Annotated in this window: 14 protein-coding genes; 7 read left to right on the plus strand and 7 right to left on the minus strand. The window is 69.7% G+C overall.

What is annotated here, in order from left to right; all coding sequences use genetic code 11:
• Positions 1–74: 74 nt before the first annotated feature.
• Together ABD658_RS09365 and ABD658_RS09370 are read right to left on the minus strand one after the other, a co-directional pair.
• Entirely contained in the window at positions 75–1,385 is a 1,311-nt protein-coding gene (locus ABD658_RS09365) for an ABC transporter permease (protein WP_344683728.1), read from the minus strand.
• Positions 1,382–2,146, minus strand: a complete 765-nt coding sequence (locus ABD658_RS09370) for an ABC transporter ATP-binding protein (RefSeq protein WP_344683726.1) — start codon at positions 2,144–2,146, stop codon at positions 1,382–1,384. Before ABD658_RS09370 ends, ABD658_RS09365 begins: the two co-directional genes overlap by 4 nt.
• A gap of 168 nt (positions 2,147–2,314) precedes the next feature.
• Here ABD658_RS09370 and ABD658_RS09375 point away from each other — a divergent pair, with 168 nt between their 5' ends.
• Both ABD658_RS09375 and ABD658_RS09380 read left to right on the plus strand, forming a co-directional pair.
• Positions 2,315–3,337: an ABC transporter ATP-binding protein gene (locus ABD658_RS09375; RefSeq protein ID WP_083277797.1), complete on the plus strand. Its 1,023-nt coding sequence runs from the start codon at positions 2,315–2,317 to the stop codon at positions 3,335–3,337.
• Positions 3,330–5,114, plus strand: coding sequence for an ABC transporter permease (locus ABD658_RS09380; protein ID WP_344683723.1), 1,785 nt, complete (start codon positions 3,330–3,332; stop codon positions 5,112–5,114). The genes ABD658_RS09375 and ABD658_RS09380 overlap by 8 nt, the downstream gene beginning before the upstream one ends.
• A 40-nt stretch (positions 5,115–5,154) precedes the next feature.
• Here the strand turns inward: ABD658_RS09380 and ABD658_RS09385 are convergent, their stop codons facing one another.
• On the minus strand, positions 5,155–6,171 hold the full coding sequence (locus tag ABD658_RS09385) for a 1-aminocyclopropane-1-carboxylate deaminase (RefSeq protein ID WP_344683720.1): 1,017 nt from the start codon (positions 6,169–6,171) through the stop codon (positions 5,155–5,157).
• Positions 6,172–6,382: 211 nt separating this feature from the next.
• Here ABD658_RS09385 and ABD658_RS09390 point away from each other — a divergent pair, with 211 nt between their 5' ends.
• Positions 6,383–7,027, plus strand: a complete 645-nt coding sequence (locus ABD658_RS09390) for a GntR family transcriptional regulator (protein ID WP_344683717.1) — start codon at positions 6,383–6,385, stop codon at positions 7,025–7,027.
• 143 nt (positions 7,028–7,170) lie between these two features.
• Here the strand turns inward: ABD658_RS09390 and ABD658_RS09395 are convergent, their stop codons facing one another.
• Both ABD658_RS09395 and glyA read right to left on the minus strand, forming a co-directional pair.
• Positions 7,171–8,070, minus strand: coding sequence for a bifunctional methylenetetrahydrofolate dehydrogenase/methenyltetrahydrofolate cyclohydrolase (locus ABD658_RS09395; RefSeq protein ID WP_344683715.1), 900 nt, complete (start codon positions 8,068–8,070; stop codon positions 7,171–7,173).
• Positions 8,070–9,371: a serine hydroxymethyltransferase gene (glyA, locus tag ABD658_RS09400; protein WP_344683713.1), complete on the minus strand. Its 1,302-nt coding sequence runs from the start codon at positions 9,369–9,371 to the stop codon at positions 8,070–8,072. Before glyA ends, ABD658_RS09395 begins: the two co-directional genes overlap by 1 nt.
• Before the next feature lie 286 nt (positions 9,372–9,657).
• On the opposite strand from glyA, the gene ABD658_RS09405 reads away from it, so the two are divergent.
• Genes ABD658_RS09405 through ABD658_RS09420 form a run of 4 tightly spaced genes read left to right on the plus strand, consistent with a single transcriptional unit; the run spans position 9,658 to position 14,375 of the window.
• Positions 9,658–11,070 (plus strand): extracellular solute-binding protein, encoded by a 1,413-nt coding sequence (locus ABD658_RS09405; RefSeq protein WP_344683711.1) that lies wholly within the window; start codon positions 9,658–9,660, stop codon positions 11,068–11,070.
• Positions 11,067–12,029, plus strand: coding sequence for a carbohydrate ABC transporter permease (locus ABD658_RS09410; RefSeq protein ID WP_344683709.1), 963 nt, complete (start codon positions 11,067–11,069; stop codon positions 12,027–12,029). Before ABD658_RS09405 ends, ABD658_RS09410 begins: the two co-directional genes overlap by 4 nt.
• 58 nt (positions 12,030–12,087) lie before the next feature.
• A complete protein-coding gene (locus ABD658_RS09415) occupies positions 12,088–12,954 on the plus strand; it encodes a carbohydrate ABC transporter permease (RefSeq protein WP_311025870.1) in 867 nt (288 codons plus the stop codon).
• The gene (locus ABD658_RS09420; RefSeq protein WP_344744346.1) at positions 12,951–14,375 is read left to right on the plus strand and encodes a glycoside hydrolase family 32 protein; all 1,425 of its coding nucleotides are present in this window, start codon (positions 12,951–12,953) and stop codon (positions 14,373–14,375) included. The genes ABD658_RS09415 and ABD658_RS09420 overlap by 4 nt, the downstream gene beginning before the upstream one ends.
• Here ABD658_RS09420 and ABD658_RS09425 read toward each other — a convergent pair.
• Together ABD658_RS09425 and ABD658_RS09430 are read right to left on the minus strand one after the other, a co-directional pair.
• On the minus strand, positions 14,338–15,366 hold the full coding sequence (locus ABD658_RS09425; protein WP_344683704.1) for a LacI family DNA-binding transcriptional regulator: 1,029 nt from the start codon (positions 15,364–15,366) through the stop codon (positions 14,338–14,340). The two genes, ABD658_RS09420 and ABD658_RS09425, sit on opposite strands and share 38 nt — an antisense overlap.
• 69 nt (positions 15,367–15,435) lie before the next feature.
• Positions 15,436–17,352, minus strand: a 1,917-nt coding sequence (locus tag ABD658_RS09430) for a PhoX family protein (RefSeq protein ID WP_344744348.1), incomplete at its 5' end; no start/stop codon positions are given.

Genomic DNA, 17,352 nt, shown 5'->3' on the forward strand with positions numbered 1-17,352 from the left:
CCTCAAGATGATGTCTTTCACATTACCTGGATGCCCACCGACATCCCAGCAGCGCCGCTCAGCGCCGCCCAGAGCTACTCGTAGCGCAGGGCCTCGATCGGGTCCTTCTTCGCCGCACGCGCCGCCGGCAGGGTTCCTGCCAGGAAGGCGATGCCCACCACCAGGGCGGTGATGCTGAGGATCGCCACCGGACTCACCGCATAGAGGATGAGCCCGCCGACGTCGCCGAGCGGCCCGCCGCTGCCGGTGAGCAGGGCATTGGCCACCACACCGGTGAGCACGCCGCCGCCGACGCCGATGAGCGATCCGAGCAGACCGATCATCACGGCCTCCATGGAGAACAGCCCGAAGATCCGGCCGCCGGACATGCCCAGCGCCTTCATCAGCCCGATCTCCCGGGTCCGCTCCTGCACCGACATCAGCAGGGTGTTCACGATGCCGAAGGAGGCCGCGATGAGGGCGATCACCGCGAAGCCGTAGAGGACCCACGCGATGGCGTCGATGACGGTCTGGATGATGCCCATGAAGTCCTCGACCGTGAGACCGACCAGGCCCTCCTCCTGCAGGGCCTCCTTGATGGAGTCCTCATAGGCCTCCATATCCTCGACGTCGGCGGCGGCCTGGACGAAGGCGTCGTCCTGCTCCACGTCCAGCCCGGAGCTCTGGATCTCGTAGAGCTCATCGTTCAGAGCGTGCGAGGGCATGGGTGACCCGCCGATGCCGGCCAGGTTCTGCACCGAGACGCCGACCACCTCGGCCTCGACGGTGTGCGACTCACGGACCATGTCCGAGATGCCCAGCTCCACCGTCTCGCCCAGGACCGACTCCGGGTCGACGTCCTCGTAGTCGTCGGCCGCGTCGTCGAAGATGGCCAGCCAGGTCTCCGGGACCGTGATCTCCATGGAGTCCCGGCCCGGGGCCTCGCCGGCCACAAGCTCCATGCCCGCAGCGTCGGCAGGAAGCCCCAGCTCGCTGAGCAGGTACTGCCCGCCGTCAGGGGCCTCCAGGTAGTCCGGCGACACGAAGAAGATCGGGTCCACATTCGTGATCCCGTCGATCCCCTCGATCGTCTCGATGTCCTCCTCGGTGAGCATCGCCTGACCGAACTCGCTCTGCTGGCCGGCGGTGTCCGGGTCGTACTCCTGCGGGCCCGGGCCGGTGTCCTCTCCCTGACCCATGGCGCTGGCCTGCATCACATAGATCTGGTCCTGCTCCCCGTAGCCGTCGACCATGTCCTCGATGGTCTGGTTCACACCGGCGGCCAGCCCTGTGGTCACCGCCAGCGTGAACGCGCCGATGACGATGGCGATCACGGTCAGGAACGTGCGGAGCTTCGACCGCATGGTGTTCCCCAGTGCGGTCCGGGTGACGTCGAGAGTCCTCATGCCCGGTCCTCCTCATCCTCGAGGCCCAGCTGGGCCGGGTCGAACGTCGTGTCCAGCTGCCCGGGCGTGATGACGCCGTGCTCCTCAGCCACGATGAGCCCGTCCTGCATGTGCAGGCGCCGTTCGCATCGGCCGGCCAGCTCCTCGTCATGGGTGACCACCACCAGGGTGATCCCCTGGTCCCGGTGCAGACCGAAGAGGATGTCCTCGACGACCTCCGAGGTGGCGGAGTCCAGGTTGCCGGTGGGCTCGTCGGCGAAGATCACCGAAGGCCGGTTCACCAGGGCACGGGCGATGCAGACGCGCTGCTTCTGCCCGCCGGAGAGGTCCGTGGCGCGGTTCTTGGCCTTGTCGGCGATCTCCAGCTGCTCCAGGACCTCCATGCCGCGCTCGTTGCGCTGGGACCGGCCCCACCCGCCGATCTTCAGCGGCAGGGTCACATTGTCCAGCACAGACTGGTTCGCGTTGAGGAAGAACTGTTGGAACACGAAGCCGAAGGTCTCGTTGCGCAGGCGGGAGACCTTCTTCGGGTCCAGCTGCGAGACCGGGCTGCCCTCCAGGGCGACGACGCCCGCGGTCGGCTCATCCAGCAGGGCCAGCAGATGCATGAGGGTGGACTTGCCGGAGCCGGACTTGCCGACGATCGCCACGGACTCACCGTCGTGGATCTCGAAGGTCAGCCCCTTCAGCGCGTCGAAGCGTGCGGCCCCACGGCCGTACACCTTGACCAGGTTCTCCGTCTCGAGGACAGGGGTGGACATGATGATGTCCTCTCCATGGGATGGAAGCGGGTGATGGAACGCTGATCATTCTTCAGGATGAGGGCGCCGGGCACATCGACCGTGAGGATGATTCACCCGCCGCCGCTGACAGCGGAGAACCCGGCGGAGCCCTGGTCAGGCGCTGGTTGCCCGCGTAAACTGCGCCACATGCCCGATTCTGCCCGTGCCACCCGTGCGCCCGCGGCCGCCGACGCCGTCAGCTCCCGCCCCGACGGCGGAGCCGCCCCCTCCGACGCCATCACCGCCGTCGGCCTGACGAAGCGCTACGGCGACTTCACCGCCGTCGACGGGATCGACTTCAGCGTGGCCCGCGGCGAGTCCTTCGGTCTGCTGGGGCCCAACGGTGCCGGAAAGTCCACCACGATGCGGATGATCGCCGCCGTCGCCTCCCGCACCGCCGGCGAGCTGTCCGTGGCCGGCCTGGACCCCGAGAAGCAGGGCCCGGAGGTCCGCGCCCGGCTGGGCGTGATCCCCCAGCAGGACAACCTGGACGAGGAGCTCACGGTCCGGGAGAACATCATCATGTACGGCCGCTACTTCGGCCTGCCGCGCCGCTGGCTGCTGGGCAAGGCCGAGGAGCTGCTGGAGTTCGCGCAGCTGACCCAGAAGGCCAAGGCCAGGGTGGAGGACCTCTCCGGAGGCATGAAGCGGCGTCTGACGATCGCCCGCGCCCTGGTCAACGAGCCTGACGTGCTGCTGCTGGACGAGCCCACCACCGGGCTGGACCCGCAGGCCCGCCATGTGCTGTGGGACCGCCTCTTCAGGCTCAAGGAGACCGGCACCACCCTGGTGCTGACCACCCACCACATGGATGAGGCCGAGCAGCTCTGCGACCGGCTGATCGTGGTGGATCACGGCCGGATCATGGCCGAGGGCAGCCCCTCGGGGCTGATCCGGGAGCACTCCACCCGGGAGGTCCTGGAGCTGCGCTTCGGCATGGACCGCAACGCCGAACAGGCCGAGGAGCTCACGGGCGTCCTGACGCCCGGCGACGCCGGCTTCGACCGCATCGAGGTGCTGCCGGACCGCCTGCTGGTCTACGCCGAGCGGGCCGAGGAGGCCCTGGAGCAGGTCCACGCCGCCGGTCACCGTCCGGTGACCTCCCTGGTGCGCCGGTCCTCGTTGGAGGACGTGTTCCTGCGGCTGACCGGGAGGAGCCTCATTGACTGAGACGCGGCCCTCCGACGTCACCTCCTCGGGACCCGGCGCCGCGCCGTCGTCGCCGGCCGCGGACAAGGCGGCGCTGGCCTCCCGGGTGCGGTCCCGCGGGATCCTGTACCAGGCGGAGCACACGCTGCGCGGCATGCGCGCCTATGCGGTGGTGATCCTGACCAGCTCCATCGCCCAGCCGATCCTGTACATCCTGGCCATGGGCCTGGGCCTCGGTGTGCTGGTGGGCGACCGCGCGGACCTGACCGCCTACGGCGCCGAGTCCTACCTGATGTACATCGGTCCGGCGATCCTGGCCTCCACCATGGCGATGTCAGCGGGCATCGAGTTCACCTTTCCGGTCATGGAGAAGTTCAAGTGGCGGCGCATCTACTACGGTGCGCAGGCCTCCCCGCTGACGCCCACCCAGATCGCCTCCGGGCACATTCTGGCCGTCTGCGCACGGTTCGGCGTCCACGGCGTGGTGTTCACCGCCGTGCTGGTCGCCTTCGGGGCCACCACGAGCCCTTGGGCCTGGCTGCAGGTGTTCACCGCAGCCCTGGGGTCGCTGGCCCTGGGCCTGCCCATCATGGCCTACATCGCCTCCCTGCGGGATGAGAAGGGCCACGCGGCGCTGATCCAGCGATTCATCATCATGCCGCTGTTCCTGTTCTCCGGCACGTTCTACCCGTTGACCAACCTGCCCGGACCGCTGCAGCTCATCGGTTGGGTCTCCCCCATCTGGCATGCCAATGAGCTCGGGCGCCTGCTGGCCTTCGGGCAGCCGATGACCCTGGGGATGGCCGCGGTGCATCTGGGCTACCTGCTGGTCTTGGCCGGCGCGGCCTGGCTGTGGGTGCGGAGGATCTACATCCGACGTCTCGGGCTGAGCGAATGGCGGGGCCGCACCCCTGGCGAGAAGTCTCGACTGAAGCGGGAGGCCCGACTGGAGGCCAAGGACCTGGCGGCCGGGCCGCCCGCACCGGGCACCCCACCGGTGAAGGTCCGCACCGGACCGGCCGGCAACTACTACTCGGGCAACATCCGGGCGGTGTTCTCCCGGGGGATGTCGGCCATCCGGAACAACCGCGGGGTCATCTTCCTCTCCGGATTCCTGGAGCCCGTGCTGTTCCTGACCTCCTTCGGCCTGGGCATCAGCCCCATGATCTCCGGAGTGCAGGCCGCCGACGGCGGCGAGGTGAGCTACGCGGCGTTCATCGCGCCCGCTCTGCTGGCGGTCTCCGCGATGAACGGCGCGGTCTTCGACTCCACCTGGAACGTGTTCTTCAAGCTGAAGATCACCAAGCTCTACCAGTCGATGATGGCAACCTCGCTGGGCCCGTTGGACGTCGCCGTCGGGGAGATCCTGCTGGCGCTGTTCCGCGGCGGGATCTACGCGCTCGGCTTCCTCACGGTGCTGGTGGCCGCAGGCCTGGTGAGTCCGCTGGCCGCCGTGATCATGCTGGTCACGGCCCTGTTCATCGCCCTGGGCTTCGCGTCGGTGGGCATGGCGGTGACCTCCTTCATGAGCCGGTTCCAGCAGATGGACTGGATGATGATGGTCATGATGCCGATGTTCCTGTTCTCGGCCACGCTGTTCCCCATCGACGTCTACCCGGCCGGTGTCCAGTGGATGATCCAGGCGCTGCCGCTGTGGCACGCGGTGGAGCTGATGCGGGACATCGCCGCCTTCTCCTTCAGCGGGCTCACCCTGGTGCACATCGGCTACTACCTGATGATGGTCGCCGTCGGGATGACCGTGGCGACGCTGCGGATGCGTCGGCTGTTCCTGCGCTGAGCGGCTGCGGCCCTGGACAGCTGCCCAGCCGGGGCGCCGTTCAGAAGACCTGGCTGTAGGCGTTGAGCGCCGGCTGCCCGCCGAGGTGCGCATAGAGCACCGTCGAGTCGGCGGGGATCTCGGATTCGCGGACCAGGTCCATCAGCCCTGCCATGGACTTGCCCTCGTAGACCGGGTCGAGGATGACACCCTCCAGCTGGGCGGTGGTGCGGATCGCATCGACGGTGGACTCCACCGGGATGCCGTACTCCTCACCCGCCCAGCCGGGCAGCACGGTGATCTCCTCGGCGCGCAGCTCCCGACCCAGCCCGATCAGCTCGGCGGTGTGCCGGGCGATCCGCTCGACCTGGGCGCGGGTCTTCTCCAGCGTGGCGGAGGCGTCGATGCCGATCACCCGCCGGGGGCGACCGCCGGCCTCTTCGAGGGCCGCGAATCCGGCGATCATCCCGGCATGGGTGGATCCGGTGACCGTGCAGACCACGATCGTGTCGAAGAAGACGTCGAGCTCGCGCTCCTGGGCGGCGACCTCATAGGCCCAGTTCGCGAAGCCCAGGCCACCGAGCGGGTGCTCCGAGGCGCCGGCCGGAATGGGGTAGGGCGTGCCACCCTCGGCCTCGACCTCTGCGATGGCCTCCTCCCAGCTGGAGCGGATGCCGATGTCGAAGCCGGCGTCGTCCAGACGGACGTCGGCGCCCATGAGGCGGGAGAGCAGGATATTGCCGACCCTGTCGTTGACGGGGTCGTCCCAGTCCACCCAGCGCTCCTGGACCAGACGCGCCTTCAGGCCGAGCCGCGCGGCGACGGCGGCCACCTGACGGGTGTGGTTGGACTGGTAGCCACCGATCGAGACGAGCGTGTCCGCGCCGGAGGCCAGGATGTCCGGGACGATGTACTCCAGCTTCCGCGTCTTGTTGCCGCCGAAGGCTAGGCCTGAGTTCACGTCCTCCCGCTTCGCCCAGATCTGTGCCCCGCCCAGATGAGCCGTGAGCCGATCCAGCGGATGGACGGGGCTGGGGCCGAAGGTCAGCTCGTAGCGGGGAAAGTCGGTGATGGCCATGGGGCTCCTCGGGATGGGCCAGGGCGGCACCGGCCGTCCCGACGATATGCGATATATTGCACTCAGCATTCCACGCGGTGGATGCGATGATGTCAAGGCCCTGCTCGAGTCGCGATTCTGCTCGAGACATTCCTGCCCGAGACGACCCTGCCCGAGACGACCCTGCCCGCCCGCGGCCCCCGACGCCGCCCCACCTGTTGAGGAGCCGACCATGCCCGTCCCCGCGGCTCGCGGCGTCCACCGCCGCACCCTGCTGCGCGACGAGGTCCACCGCACCATCCGTCAGGCGATCGTCACCGGGGATCTCTCCCCCGGTGAGCTGCTGCGCGATGCCGACCTGGAGGACTGGCTGGGAGTCTCCCGCACTCCGATCCGGGAAGCCCTGCTGCGCCTGGAGCGCGAGGGGCTCGTCAACGCCCAGCCGGGTCGCCGCACCACCGTGGCCGAGGAGGATCCGGAGCGTGTGGCCCATGCCCGTGACGTCGCCGCAGCACTCCATGAGCTGGCCGTCCGCAGCGCCGCACCCCGGATCACACCCGAGGATCTGGAGCAGATGGCCGCGGCCAACGGCAGACTGGCCCGGGCGCTGGAGGACCGGGACGCGCCCGCCGCCGTCGCCGCGGACGAGGCGTTCCACGCCGTGGCGCTGCAGCGGGCGGAGAACCCGGTCCTGGATGACGCCCTGGACCAGGTGGTCGCCCTGCTGCGGCGCACCGAGCACCTCCACTTCGGCAGCCTCACCGGCGCCGACTCCCCCGCCCAGCATGAGCAGATCCTGACAGCGCTGCGCGCCGGCGACGCCGAGGAGGCGGCCCGGCTGACCCGCCTCAACTGGGCGGGCCTACGAGCAACCTGACACTGCCGGCCGGTGACACTGCCGACGGGTGACACGCGAGTGGCCACGAATCCCGCGACCTCCCCGAGGACACGCCGTGTCGCATGGGGAGATGCCGGGATTCGTGGCCACTCGATGGGGGAGGGGAGGGGGGGACGGCGGCGTCAGCCCGCCTGCAGCTCGGCGGCCTCCACCACATTGGTCATCAGCAGCGCCACCGTCATGGGGCCCACTCCCCCGGGGTTCGGGGAGAGCCAGCCGGCGACGTCGGCGACGTCGGGGTGGACGTCCCCGTAGACCTTCGCCTTGCCTCCGGCAGGGTCCGGCTCCCGGGTGACGCCGACGTCGAGCACCGCGGCGCCGGGCTTGACGTCCTCCGGACGCACCAGGTGCTTCACTCCGGCGGCGGCCACGATGACGTCAGCCTGCCGCAGGTGGTGAGACATGTCCACCGTGCCGGTGTGGGTGAGGGTCACCGTAGCGTTGAGCTCGCGACGGGTCAGCAGCAGCCCGATGGAGCGGCCGATGGTCACGCCGCGGCCGACGACGACCACGTGCTTGCCGGCGAGGTCATAGTCATGGCGCAGCAGCAGCTCGATGACTCCGCGCGGAGTACAGGGCAGCGGCGTATGGATCGGCTCGTTGACGTTGAGCACCAGACGACCCAGGTTGACCGGGTGCAGCCCGTCGGCGTCCTTGGCCGGGTCGATGCGTTCCAGCACCCGGTCGGTGTCGAGGTGCTTCGGCAGCGGCAGCTGGACGATGTAGCCGTGGCAGGCCGGATCCGCGTTGAGCTCGTCGATCAGCGCCTCGACCTGCTCCTGTGTGGCGTCCTCGGGCAGCTCCCGCTGGATCGAGTTCATCCCGATGGCCTGGGACTGCTTGTGCTTCATCCCCACGTAGAGCTGCGACGCCGGGTCCGCGCCCACCAGCACGGTGGCGATGCCCGGAGTGACGCCCTGCTCCTTGAGCGCCGCCACCCGTTCGGTCAGCTCCGCGCGGATCTGTGCGGAGGCCGCCTTGCCGTCGAGGCGACGTGCCGTCGTCGTGTCCTGCTGAGCCATCACCACTCCTCGAGGCCCTCGTAGAGCGGGAAGTCGGCGGCCAGCGCGGCGACCCGGGCCTGGAGCGGCTCGAGGTCGGTCTCGCCGGCGGCACCCTGCTTGAGCACCTCCGCGATGATGTCCGCCACCTCGGCGAACTCCACGTCGCCGAAGCCACGGGAGGCCAGCGCCGGGGTGCCGATGCGCAGCCCGGAAGTCACCATCGGCGGGCGCGGATCGTTCGGCACAGCATTGCGGTTGACGGTGATGCCGACCTCGTGGAGCAGGTCCTCGGCCTGCTTGCCGTCCATCTCCGAGTTCCGCAGGTCCACCAGCACCAGGTGGACGTCGGTGCCCCCGGTGAGCACGTTGACCCCGTGGGCGGTGACGTCGTCGGCCACCAGGCGCTCGGCGAGGATCTGTGCGCCGGCGACCGTGCGCCGCTGGCGCGCCGCGAAGTCCTCGGAAGCCGCGATCTTGAACGCGATGGCCTTCGCGGCGATGGCGTGCATGAGCGGGCCGCCCTGCTGGCCGGGGAACACCGCGGAGTTGATCTTCTTCTTGTGCTCCTCCTTGCAGAGGATCATGCCGGAGCGAGGGCCCGCCAGCGTCTTATGCACCGTGGTGGTGACGACGTCGGCGTGAGGCACCGGGTTCGGGTGCAGGCCGGCGGCCACCAGGCCGGCGAAGTGGGCCATGTCCACCCAGAGGATGGCGCCGACCTCGTCGGCGATCTCACGGAACGCGGCGAAGTCGAGCTGCCGCGGGTAGGCGGACCAGCCGGCCACGATCATGTCCGGACGCTCGGCGAGCGCCTGCTCCCGAACCTTCTCCATGTCGATCAGACCGGTCTCCGGGTCCACCTCATAGGCGGCGACCTCGTGGAACTTGCCCGAGTAGTTCAGCTTCATGCCGTGGGTCAGGTGTCCGCCGTGGGCCAGCGAGAGGCCCATGAGCTTGTCCCCGGGCTTGAGGAAGGCCGTCATCACGGCGACGTTGGCCTGCGCGCCGGCGTGGGGCTGGACGTTGGCGTGGTCCGCGCCGAAGAGCGCCTTGGCGCGCTCGATCGCGAGGTTCTCCGCGACGTCGACGAACTCGCAGCCGCCGTAGTAGCGCCGACCCGGGTACCCCTCGGCGTACTTGTTGGTCAGCACCGACCCCTGCGCCTCGAGCACCGCTCGCGGCACGAAGTTCTCGGAGGCGATCATCTCGAGAGTCCCCCGCTGGCGCCCCAGCTCGTCGGAGATCGCCTGGGCGATCTCGGGGTCGACCTCGGACAGTGGCGCAGTGTTGATGTTCACGGTGGACTCGGCAGTGGTCATCGACGCGGTCTCCTCGCTGTGCGTTCAGGGACGACCGCGGCCCGGCCTCGTGGAGGGGCGCTTGGCACGTCGCAGAGACATGCCGTGGGAGACGGAGCTCCGGCTCCCGGCCGCAGTCCCGAGACAGTCTATCGCCGCGACGCCTCCTCGTCCCACACTCCTGCGGAATCTCTCCGCGTCGATCTGCCGCATCACGACTCCGGCCGGCATCTCGCAGCGCTGACCTGCGCAGCTTGACGTGTGCGCTGACTCACAGTACATTTCCTCACACGTGTTAGGAGGCAGGATGCACATCTCATCACAGTCACGGACCATCACCCGGCGCACGCTGCTCGGCGTCGGCGGGCTCGCCGCCCTGGGCGGCACGGTCGCCGCGTGGCCCCGGCTCTCCGGACAGGACATCCCGGGCCGCGGTGAGGACGTCCTGCGCGTCGCCATCCAGGGCACCGCCGCGGACGCCGCCGCCCGCCAGGCCCTGGCGGACGAGTTCACCGCCGAGCACCCGGACATTCCGGTCCGAATCGAGGCGATCCAGGCCGTCGACTGGGGCGACTTCTTCACCAAGATCCTCACCATGGTGGCCGCGGGCACTGCACCCGACGTCGTCTACGTCGCCACCGAGGGCGCGCAGCTCTTCGCCGAGCAGCTCGCCGAACCGCTGGACGACTGGATCACCCAGGACCAGACACGGCTGACCGACTACTTCAGCGACGTCCACCCATCCCTCATCGAAGCCTTCATGTACCACGGCAGCCTCTACGTGCTGCCGCTGGACTTCAACGCGGCCAACATGTACCTCAACCTGCCGACCCTGGAACGGACGGGGCTGGACATGCCCTCCCCGGACTGGGACATCGACGAGTTCGAGCGCATGCTGCGCACCATGCGGGACACCGCAGACGGCGGGTTCGTCCCCTATTTCTGGACCAACCGGCTCTTCGGCGGAATCGTCCCCTGGCTCTACGCCAACGACACCAGCATCCTCACCGAGGAGCGGTTCGACGGGGGCGACTGGCTCTGGGACCGGTTCTACACCCCGGAGCAGACGGCAGGCCGCCAGGGCGGCTACCGGTGGACGTCCTCCAACGTCGGCGACCCCCGCGTCGTGGAGACCTTCGAGCGGCTGCAGGGCTGGGTCTCCGAGGGGCTGAGCATCCGCCCGGAGGAGGGCGGCGGGACATCGCTGATCGGCCTGTTCGCCGCAGACCGCATCGGCGCAACCCCGGCCGGCGGGTACTGGGCCCAGGGGCTGCATGAGAACGGGATGTCGGAGAAAGACTTCGACGTCCAGTACTTCCCTAGGTGGCGGAGCCAGCGCCACCAGTTCGGCACCGCCGGCTACTCGATCATGCGCACCTCCGAGCGCAAGGACCAGGCCTGGCGCTGGCTGGAGTTCACCACGCGCAAGGAGTCCATGGAGCTGGCGATGCCAGAGCCCACGACCACCCCGACCCGCCGCTCGATGGTGAACGAGGCCTTCTACCGCGAGACCGGGCCCCGCAGTTGGAAGGTCTTCTACGACACCCTCGACGAATTCCCCTCCTCCGGGCCCATTCCCGCCCCGCCCCAGCAGGCGGAGGTGGAGAACGCCCTGGCCCGCAACGTCGCCCTCGGCATGAGCGGAGGCCCCGCCCAGCTGGAGACGGCCCTGGACCGCCTCGACCGTGAACTCGCCGTCGCCATGGAGAAGACCACATGACCACCACCGCACCTGTCACACCGCCGGCCGGACCCGCCGACGCCGCGGCGTCGTCGGCGAAGCCCTCCCCCGCTCCCCGGAGCCGCTCCCGCTCCGAACGCTGGGTGATCCTGCTTCTGCTGGCCCCCACCGTGGTCGGCATGGGGATCTTCACCCTGCTGCCGATCGCCGGCTCCCTGGCCCTGGCGTTCTTCCGCTGGGACCTGCTCTCAGCCCCCGAATTCGCCGGCGTGGACAACTTCCTCACCCTCGGCGCCGACCCCACGGTGCGCACGGCCTTCCTGAACACCATCGTGTTCGTGATCGTCGCCGTGACGCTGCAGCTCAGCCTCGCGATGTTCCTGGCCGTGATGGTCCAGTCCCGGATGCCCGAGTGGCTGCGGCTGTTCTTCCGCTCCACGTTCTTCTTCCCGCTGGTTCTCTCGGCCGCAGGGGTCTCCATCTTCATGAGCTACCTGTTCAACGAGCAGTTCGGCGTCGTGAACTGGCTGCTGGGCCTGGTCGGCATCCCGAACGTCCCCTGGCTGACGACGCCGACCGGTGCCGCCGCCGTCGTCATCTTCGTCTTCGTCTGGCAGAACTTCGGGTTCTCCTTCCTCATCCTGCTGGGCGGGATCGCCTCCATCCCGAAGGAGCTCTACGAGGCCGCCGAGCTCGACGGCGCCCGCGGCTGGGGAGCCTTCAGGAACGTCACCTTCCCGCTGGTCTCCCCCTCGCTGCTGGTCGCCTCCGTCACCGCGATGATCATGGCCCTGCAGGTCTTCGACCAGCCCTACGTGCTCACCCGCGGAGGGCCCGGCGACTCCACCCGCTCCGCCGTCATGGTGGTCTTCGAGGCCGCCTTCCAGCGCCTGGAGTTCGGGCTGGCCTCGGCCGCCGGACTGGTGCTGATGCTCATCATCATGCTCATCACCTGGGCGCAGTTCCGCCTCTCCCGCCGATTCGTCTTCTACCAGTGAACCGTCCGACGCCGCCGCCTCCGTGCCGTCGCGCCGTGGACGAAGGAGCTCTGAACCCATGACCACCCTCCAGCCTGTCACCGACAGACCCCGCCGGCGCCTGCGCCTGCCCTCTCCCTCGCGGGCCGCCGCCCTGCTGTTCATGATCGTCGCCGCCGTGGCCGTGCTCGGCCCGGTGATGTGGACGCTGTCCACCTCCCTGCGAGCGCCGGCGGAGTCCTTCGACCTGCCTCCGCACTTCATCCCCCTCGGCTTCGACGTCTCGGCGTACCGCGAGGTATTCACCCAGATCGACGTCACCCGGCTGGTGCTGAACTCCGCGCTGGTCACCGCGCTGATCGCCGGCGGGCAGATGCTCACCGCGGCGATGGCCGGCTACGTCTTCGCCCGCATGCGGTTCCGGGGCTCCGGGCTCCTCTTCGCCCTGGTGCTGGCCACCATGATGATCCCCGTGCAGGTCACGATCGTCCCGGTGTTCATGCTCATCCGGGGCATGGGGCTGGCCGACACCCTGCTGGCGCTCATCATCCCGGCGGTCCCGACGGCCTTCGGGACGTTTCTGATGCGGCAGTACTTCCTCAACCTCCCCGGCGACTACGCCGAAGCCGCCTCCCTGGACGGCGCCGGGCCGTGGCGAGTGTTCTTCTCCGTGTACCTGCCGCTCTCCGCTCCCGGCATGGCGATCGTGGGCATCCTGGCCTTCAACTACCACTGGAACGAGTTCTTCCGACCGCTGGTGCTGGTCAACTCGGAGGAGAACTTCACGCTGCCCCTGGGCCTGGTCTCCCTGCAGGGGCACCTCGGGACCGGGAGCATCTCAGTGGTGCTGGCCGGTGTGGTGCTCTCCATGATTCCGGCGCTCATCGTGTTCCTCTTCGGGCAGCGCTATCTGCGCGAAGGCCTCACCGCCGGAGCCGGCAAATGACCGTTGCTGCCCCTCTCACCACCGACCCGCTCGTGGCCACCCACGGAAAGGACTCCATGCCCAGCCCCACCGCCTCCCACCCGGACCCCGCCTTCCCCGTGGCTCACCCCCGGCCCGCGAGGGGATGGCTCAACGACCCCAACGGCCTGTGCCGGGTGGACGGCGTCTGGCACGTGTTCTTCCAGCACAATCCGCACTCCGCCCGACACGACCGGATCCACTGGGGCCACCTCTCCTCCCCGGACCTCGTGGACTGGACCGAGGAACCCGTGGCACTCGTCCCATCGACCGACGGTCCGGACCGTGACGGATGCTGGTCCGGCGTCATGGGCTTCGACGACGACGGCGCCCCCGTGGCCGTCTACAGCGGGGTCCAGGGCATCGAGAACGCCTCGGAGGTGACCCTGGCCCGAGGCTCCGCGGACCTGCGTGAGTGGTCGGCCGAGCGTCACGTGGCCGCCGGCATGCCCGAGGACGATCGGGTCATCGGGGTGCGGGATCCGTTCCTGGTGCGCATCGCGGGACGCCGGTGGGCGCTGCAGGGCGCAGGACTGGCGGACGGACAGGCCGCCGTCCTGCTCTATGACGCCGAGGATCTGGACCGGTGGACGTATCACGGCGTCTGGCTGAGCTCCGGTCAGGCTCCTGCCGCCGTCGACGCCGACATCTGGGAGTGCCCGCAGCTGGTGCGGCTGACGGACACCGAGACCTGGGCGTTGGTCGTGTCCCGGTGGCACCGCAGGCCCGACGGCGGCCACGAGCTCGGCGACACCCAGGCTCTGCTGCTCGAGATCGAGGACGCCGCCCCTGCAGACGCCGCGCCGCATGGAGCCCCCACGACGGTCCCCACTCCGCGCATCGTCGGCACCTCGGCGGTCGACGACGGCCCCAGCTTCTACGCGCCGCAGGTGCTCGCCGAGCCCGACCGGGCGCTGATGATCGGGTGGGCCCGCGAGCGCCGTGCTCAGGAGCTCAGCGACGCGGCCGGGTGGTCGGGACTGCTCACCTGGCCCCGGGTGCTCACGCTGCACGACGGCGCACTGGTCAGCCGGCCCGTCCCGGAATGCGAGGGATGGCGCGAGGGCCCGGCGCACCGTGCCGACGACGACGTCGTCATCCTCCCGGACGCCTGTGACGTCGTCGTCGAGCCCCACGGCTCGACGGGGAGCCCGGCAGTCGTGACGCTGCGGATGCCCACGAGTCCGCTGACGGGGTCGGAGACGGGATCGGAGACGGCCGAGACGGTCTACAGCGGGCCCGCCTCCCGGATCGTGATCGACCGGTCGATCATCGAGGTCTACCGGGAGGACGGGCCGGCGCGCACGGTGCGGGCGGAACCCGCGCCGGGGCAGCAGTGGCAGCTGATCCCCCAGGGTGCCGCCGTCACCTGGTGGGCGCTGCGCCCGTGGAGTCCCGCCTGATCAGCTGAGTCGGCAGCAGCTCCGGCTCGTGAGGCGCCTGCGTGTCCGCCATGGAGATCCCGGCCAGCAGGATCTCCATGGCCCGTCGCCCGATGTCCTGGTGGGGCAGCGCCACCGTGGTCAGCGCAGGGACCACCTGAGCGGCCACATGCGCCTGATCGTCCACCCCGACCACCGAGAGCTCACCGGGGACGTCCACGCCGCGATGCGCGGCAGCCAGCAGGACTCCCACCGCCGTGCGGTCGTTCGAGGCCAGCACGGCGGTGGGCGGCGCGGCGCCGTCGAGAAGCGCGGAGGCAGCACGGTAGCCCTCGGCGATCTCCCAGCCGCAGGGGACCACCTGCGTGGCCACCTCCCCGGCGGCCTGCAGGAAACCGTCCCTGCGCAGGGGGGTGGCCGGTGACTCCTCGGTGCCGCACAGCAGGGCGATGTCCCGGTGACCGAGCTCCAGCAGATGGCGCACCGCCTGCACCGATCCGTCGGCCTCGTCGGCGATCACCGCGGGAGCACGTCGTGAGAGATCCAGACAGTTGGCCAGCACGGCGGGCGCGGAGAAGAACGTCTCCGCAGGGTCCACCGTCACCAGCCCTCCGGTGGCGAGCATGAGCGCGTCGACGTTGCGGGCGAAGAAGACCTCGCACATCCGCCCGATGCGCGCCTCCTCGCCCTCCGTGTCGGCCACCATGACCATATAGCCGGACTCCCGCGCGACGGCGTCGGCCCCGCTGATGATGCCGCCGGCGAAGGGCGAGGTCACGATCTCATCGGTGATGACGCCGATGGTCCGGGTGCTGCGGCTGCGCAGCGACTGCCCGACGCTCTGCGGGATGTAGCCGAGCTCCTCGACGGCGGCTCGGATGCGCTCCTGGAGCGCTGGCGCGACGTTGCCGTCGGCACGCCCGTTGAGCACCAGCGACACGGCGCTGCGTGACGCCCCGGCCCGGGCGGCGACGTCCGCCGCGGTGACCTGTCGGCGCACCTGTCGCTGCACGTCGTCTCCTCATCCGTCGGACTCCGCGACCAGTCTAGCGGCGGGGTCCGACGCATCCCTCCCGGCGCCTCAGCCCGTGGCGAGGCCGTGCTTCAGCTCCTCCCCGGCGTGGACGTCGCCGATGAGCCGGCGCTGTCGGGCGTCGGCCGTTCCCTTCTTCGGCCTGCCGGGGAGCACCTGCACCACGGCGGGGCGCGGCACGGCGGCCAGCCCCGGCCCGTCCTCGCCCACATAGTCCGGGAACGCCGACCGCTGGTCGCCCCAGACGCCGTCCTCGCCGGGGTGCTGGACGGCCACGAAGACGCTGCGCTGGTCATCGTGGATCACCGGCCCGCAGGTCTCGGCGTCGGCGGGCACGGACAGGAACTGCTCCACCTTGCCGCGGGCCTCCCCATCCAGGTGGACCTTGAACAGCCCGTCGCAGAGACCGATCCCGCTGGGGGCGCCGTCGGTGGAGATCCATAGGTTCCCCTGGGAGTCGAAGGCGACGTTGTCCGGACAGGAGATCGGAGAGACCTGGTCCGCCGGGAACCCGCTGAAGTAGGTGGAGTCATCCCGGGAGGGGTCTCCGCAGACCAGCAGCAGCGTCCAGTCGAACACCGTGGAGGTCTGACCGCCGCGTTCGGTGATCTCCACGACGTGCCCGTCGCGATTCGCCGTCCGCGGGTTCGCCTCGTCGGCGCCGGCGGCGCCGTCCGGCCCGCGCTGAGAGTTGTTGGTGCAGGCCATGTAGACCTTGCCGGTGTGCGGGTTGGGCTCCACATCCTCGGGGCGATCCATCGCCGTGGCCCCCGCGGCGTCGGCGGCCAGCCGCGTATGGACCAGCACCTCCTCGGCGGTGAAGCCCGGCACCTGAGGCTCGCCGTCCACCAGCAGCGGGAGCCACTCACCGGTGCCGTCGAAGGCGCCGTCGGAGGGCAGCGCCCCAGTCCCGTCGATCTCGGCCGCCGGGGAGTTCCCGGTGAACTTCGCGACATACAGGTCGCCTTCCGTCAGCAGGGTCTTGTTGTGCTCCCGGTCCCCCTCGACGTAGGTCCCGCGCGAGACAAACTTGTACAGGTAGTCGAAGCGCTCGTCATCACCGGCGTAGGCCACCGCATGGCCGGACTCCGAGAGGATGACGGTGGCGCCTTCATGCTTGAACCGGCCCAGGCTGGTGTGCTTCACGGGGGTGGACTCCGGGTCCCAGGGGTCGACCTCCACGATCCAGCCGAAACGGTTCTTCTCGTTCTCATACCCCAGGTTCCGGGTGTCGAATCGGGGCTCGTCCTGCTCCCAGCCGCGGACCGTGGGCTCGGCGTCGATGCCATACCGACGGTCCGCCTCGGAGGTCCCCTCGGAGACGAAGTACCCGTGGAAGTTCTCCTCCCCGGAGAGGAACGTGCCCCAGGGGGTGAGACCGCCGGCGCAGTTGTTCAGCGTCCCGCGGACCCTCCGGCCCTCGGGGTCGTCGGCGGTGACCAGCAGCTCCGAGCCGGCGGCCGGACCGGTGAGCTCGAACTCGGTGTCCAGCAGGAAGCGGCGGTTGCGCACGCCGTCGACGTCGACCTGCCAGGCATGGTTCCGATTCTTCCGCGTCACCTCGACGACGGTCAGCCCGTGGGCGGCCATGCCCACGGACCGGCGGGTGGCCTCGTCGGTGCCCTCGGGGAACATGATGTCTTCGTTGGTGTACTCGTGGTTGGCGAACAGCACCGCCCGACGCCCCTTCGATCCGGGGACCTCCACGATCTCGAGGTAGTCGTTGTTGTACCCGAACTGCTTCGCCTGCGCCTCGGCAGTCTGGTGCCCAGCGTCGAACTCCGGGGCGTCGGCGAAGACCTTGTCGCCCCAGCGGATGACGGGCTCCCAGGTGTAGCCCTCCGGCACGATCAGCCCGTCGACGTCGCGGTGGACGGGGCTGATCGGACGGAACGTCAGCCGGGATCCTGTGCTCGCGGACGCCGGTGCCGCCTGCGGCCCGGCGGGTGGCCCCCACCGCGACGG

Source organism: Nesterenkonia aethiopica (assembly GCF_039534665.1).
In the GTDB taxonomy this organism is placed as follows: Bacteria; Actinomycetota; Actinomycetes; order Actinomycetales; family Micrococcaceae; genus Nesterenkonia; species Nesterenkonia aethiopica.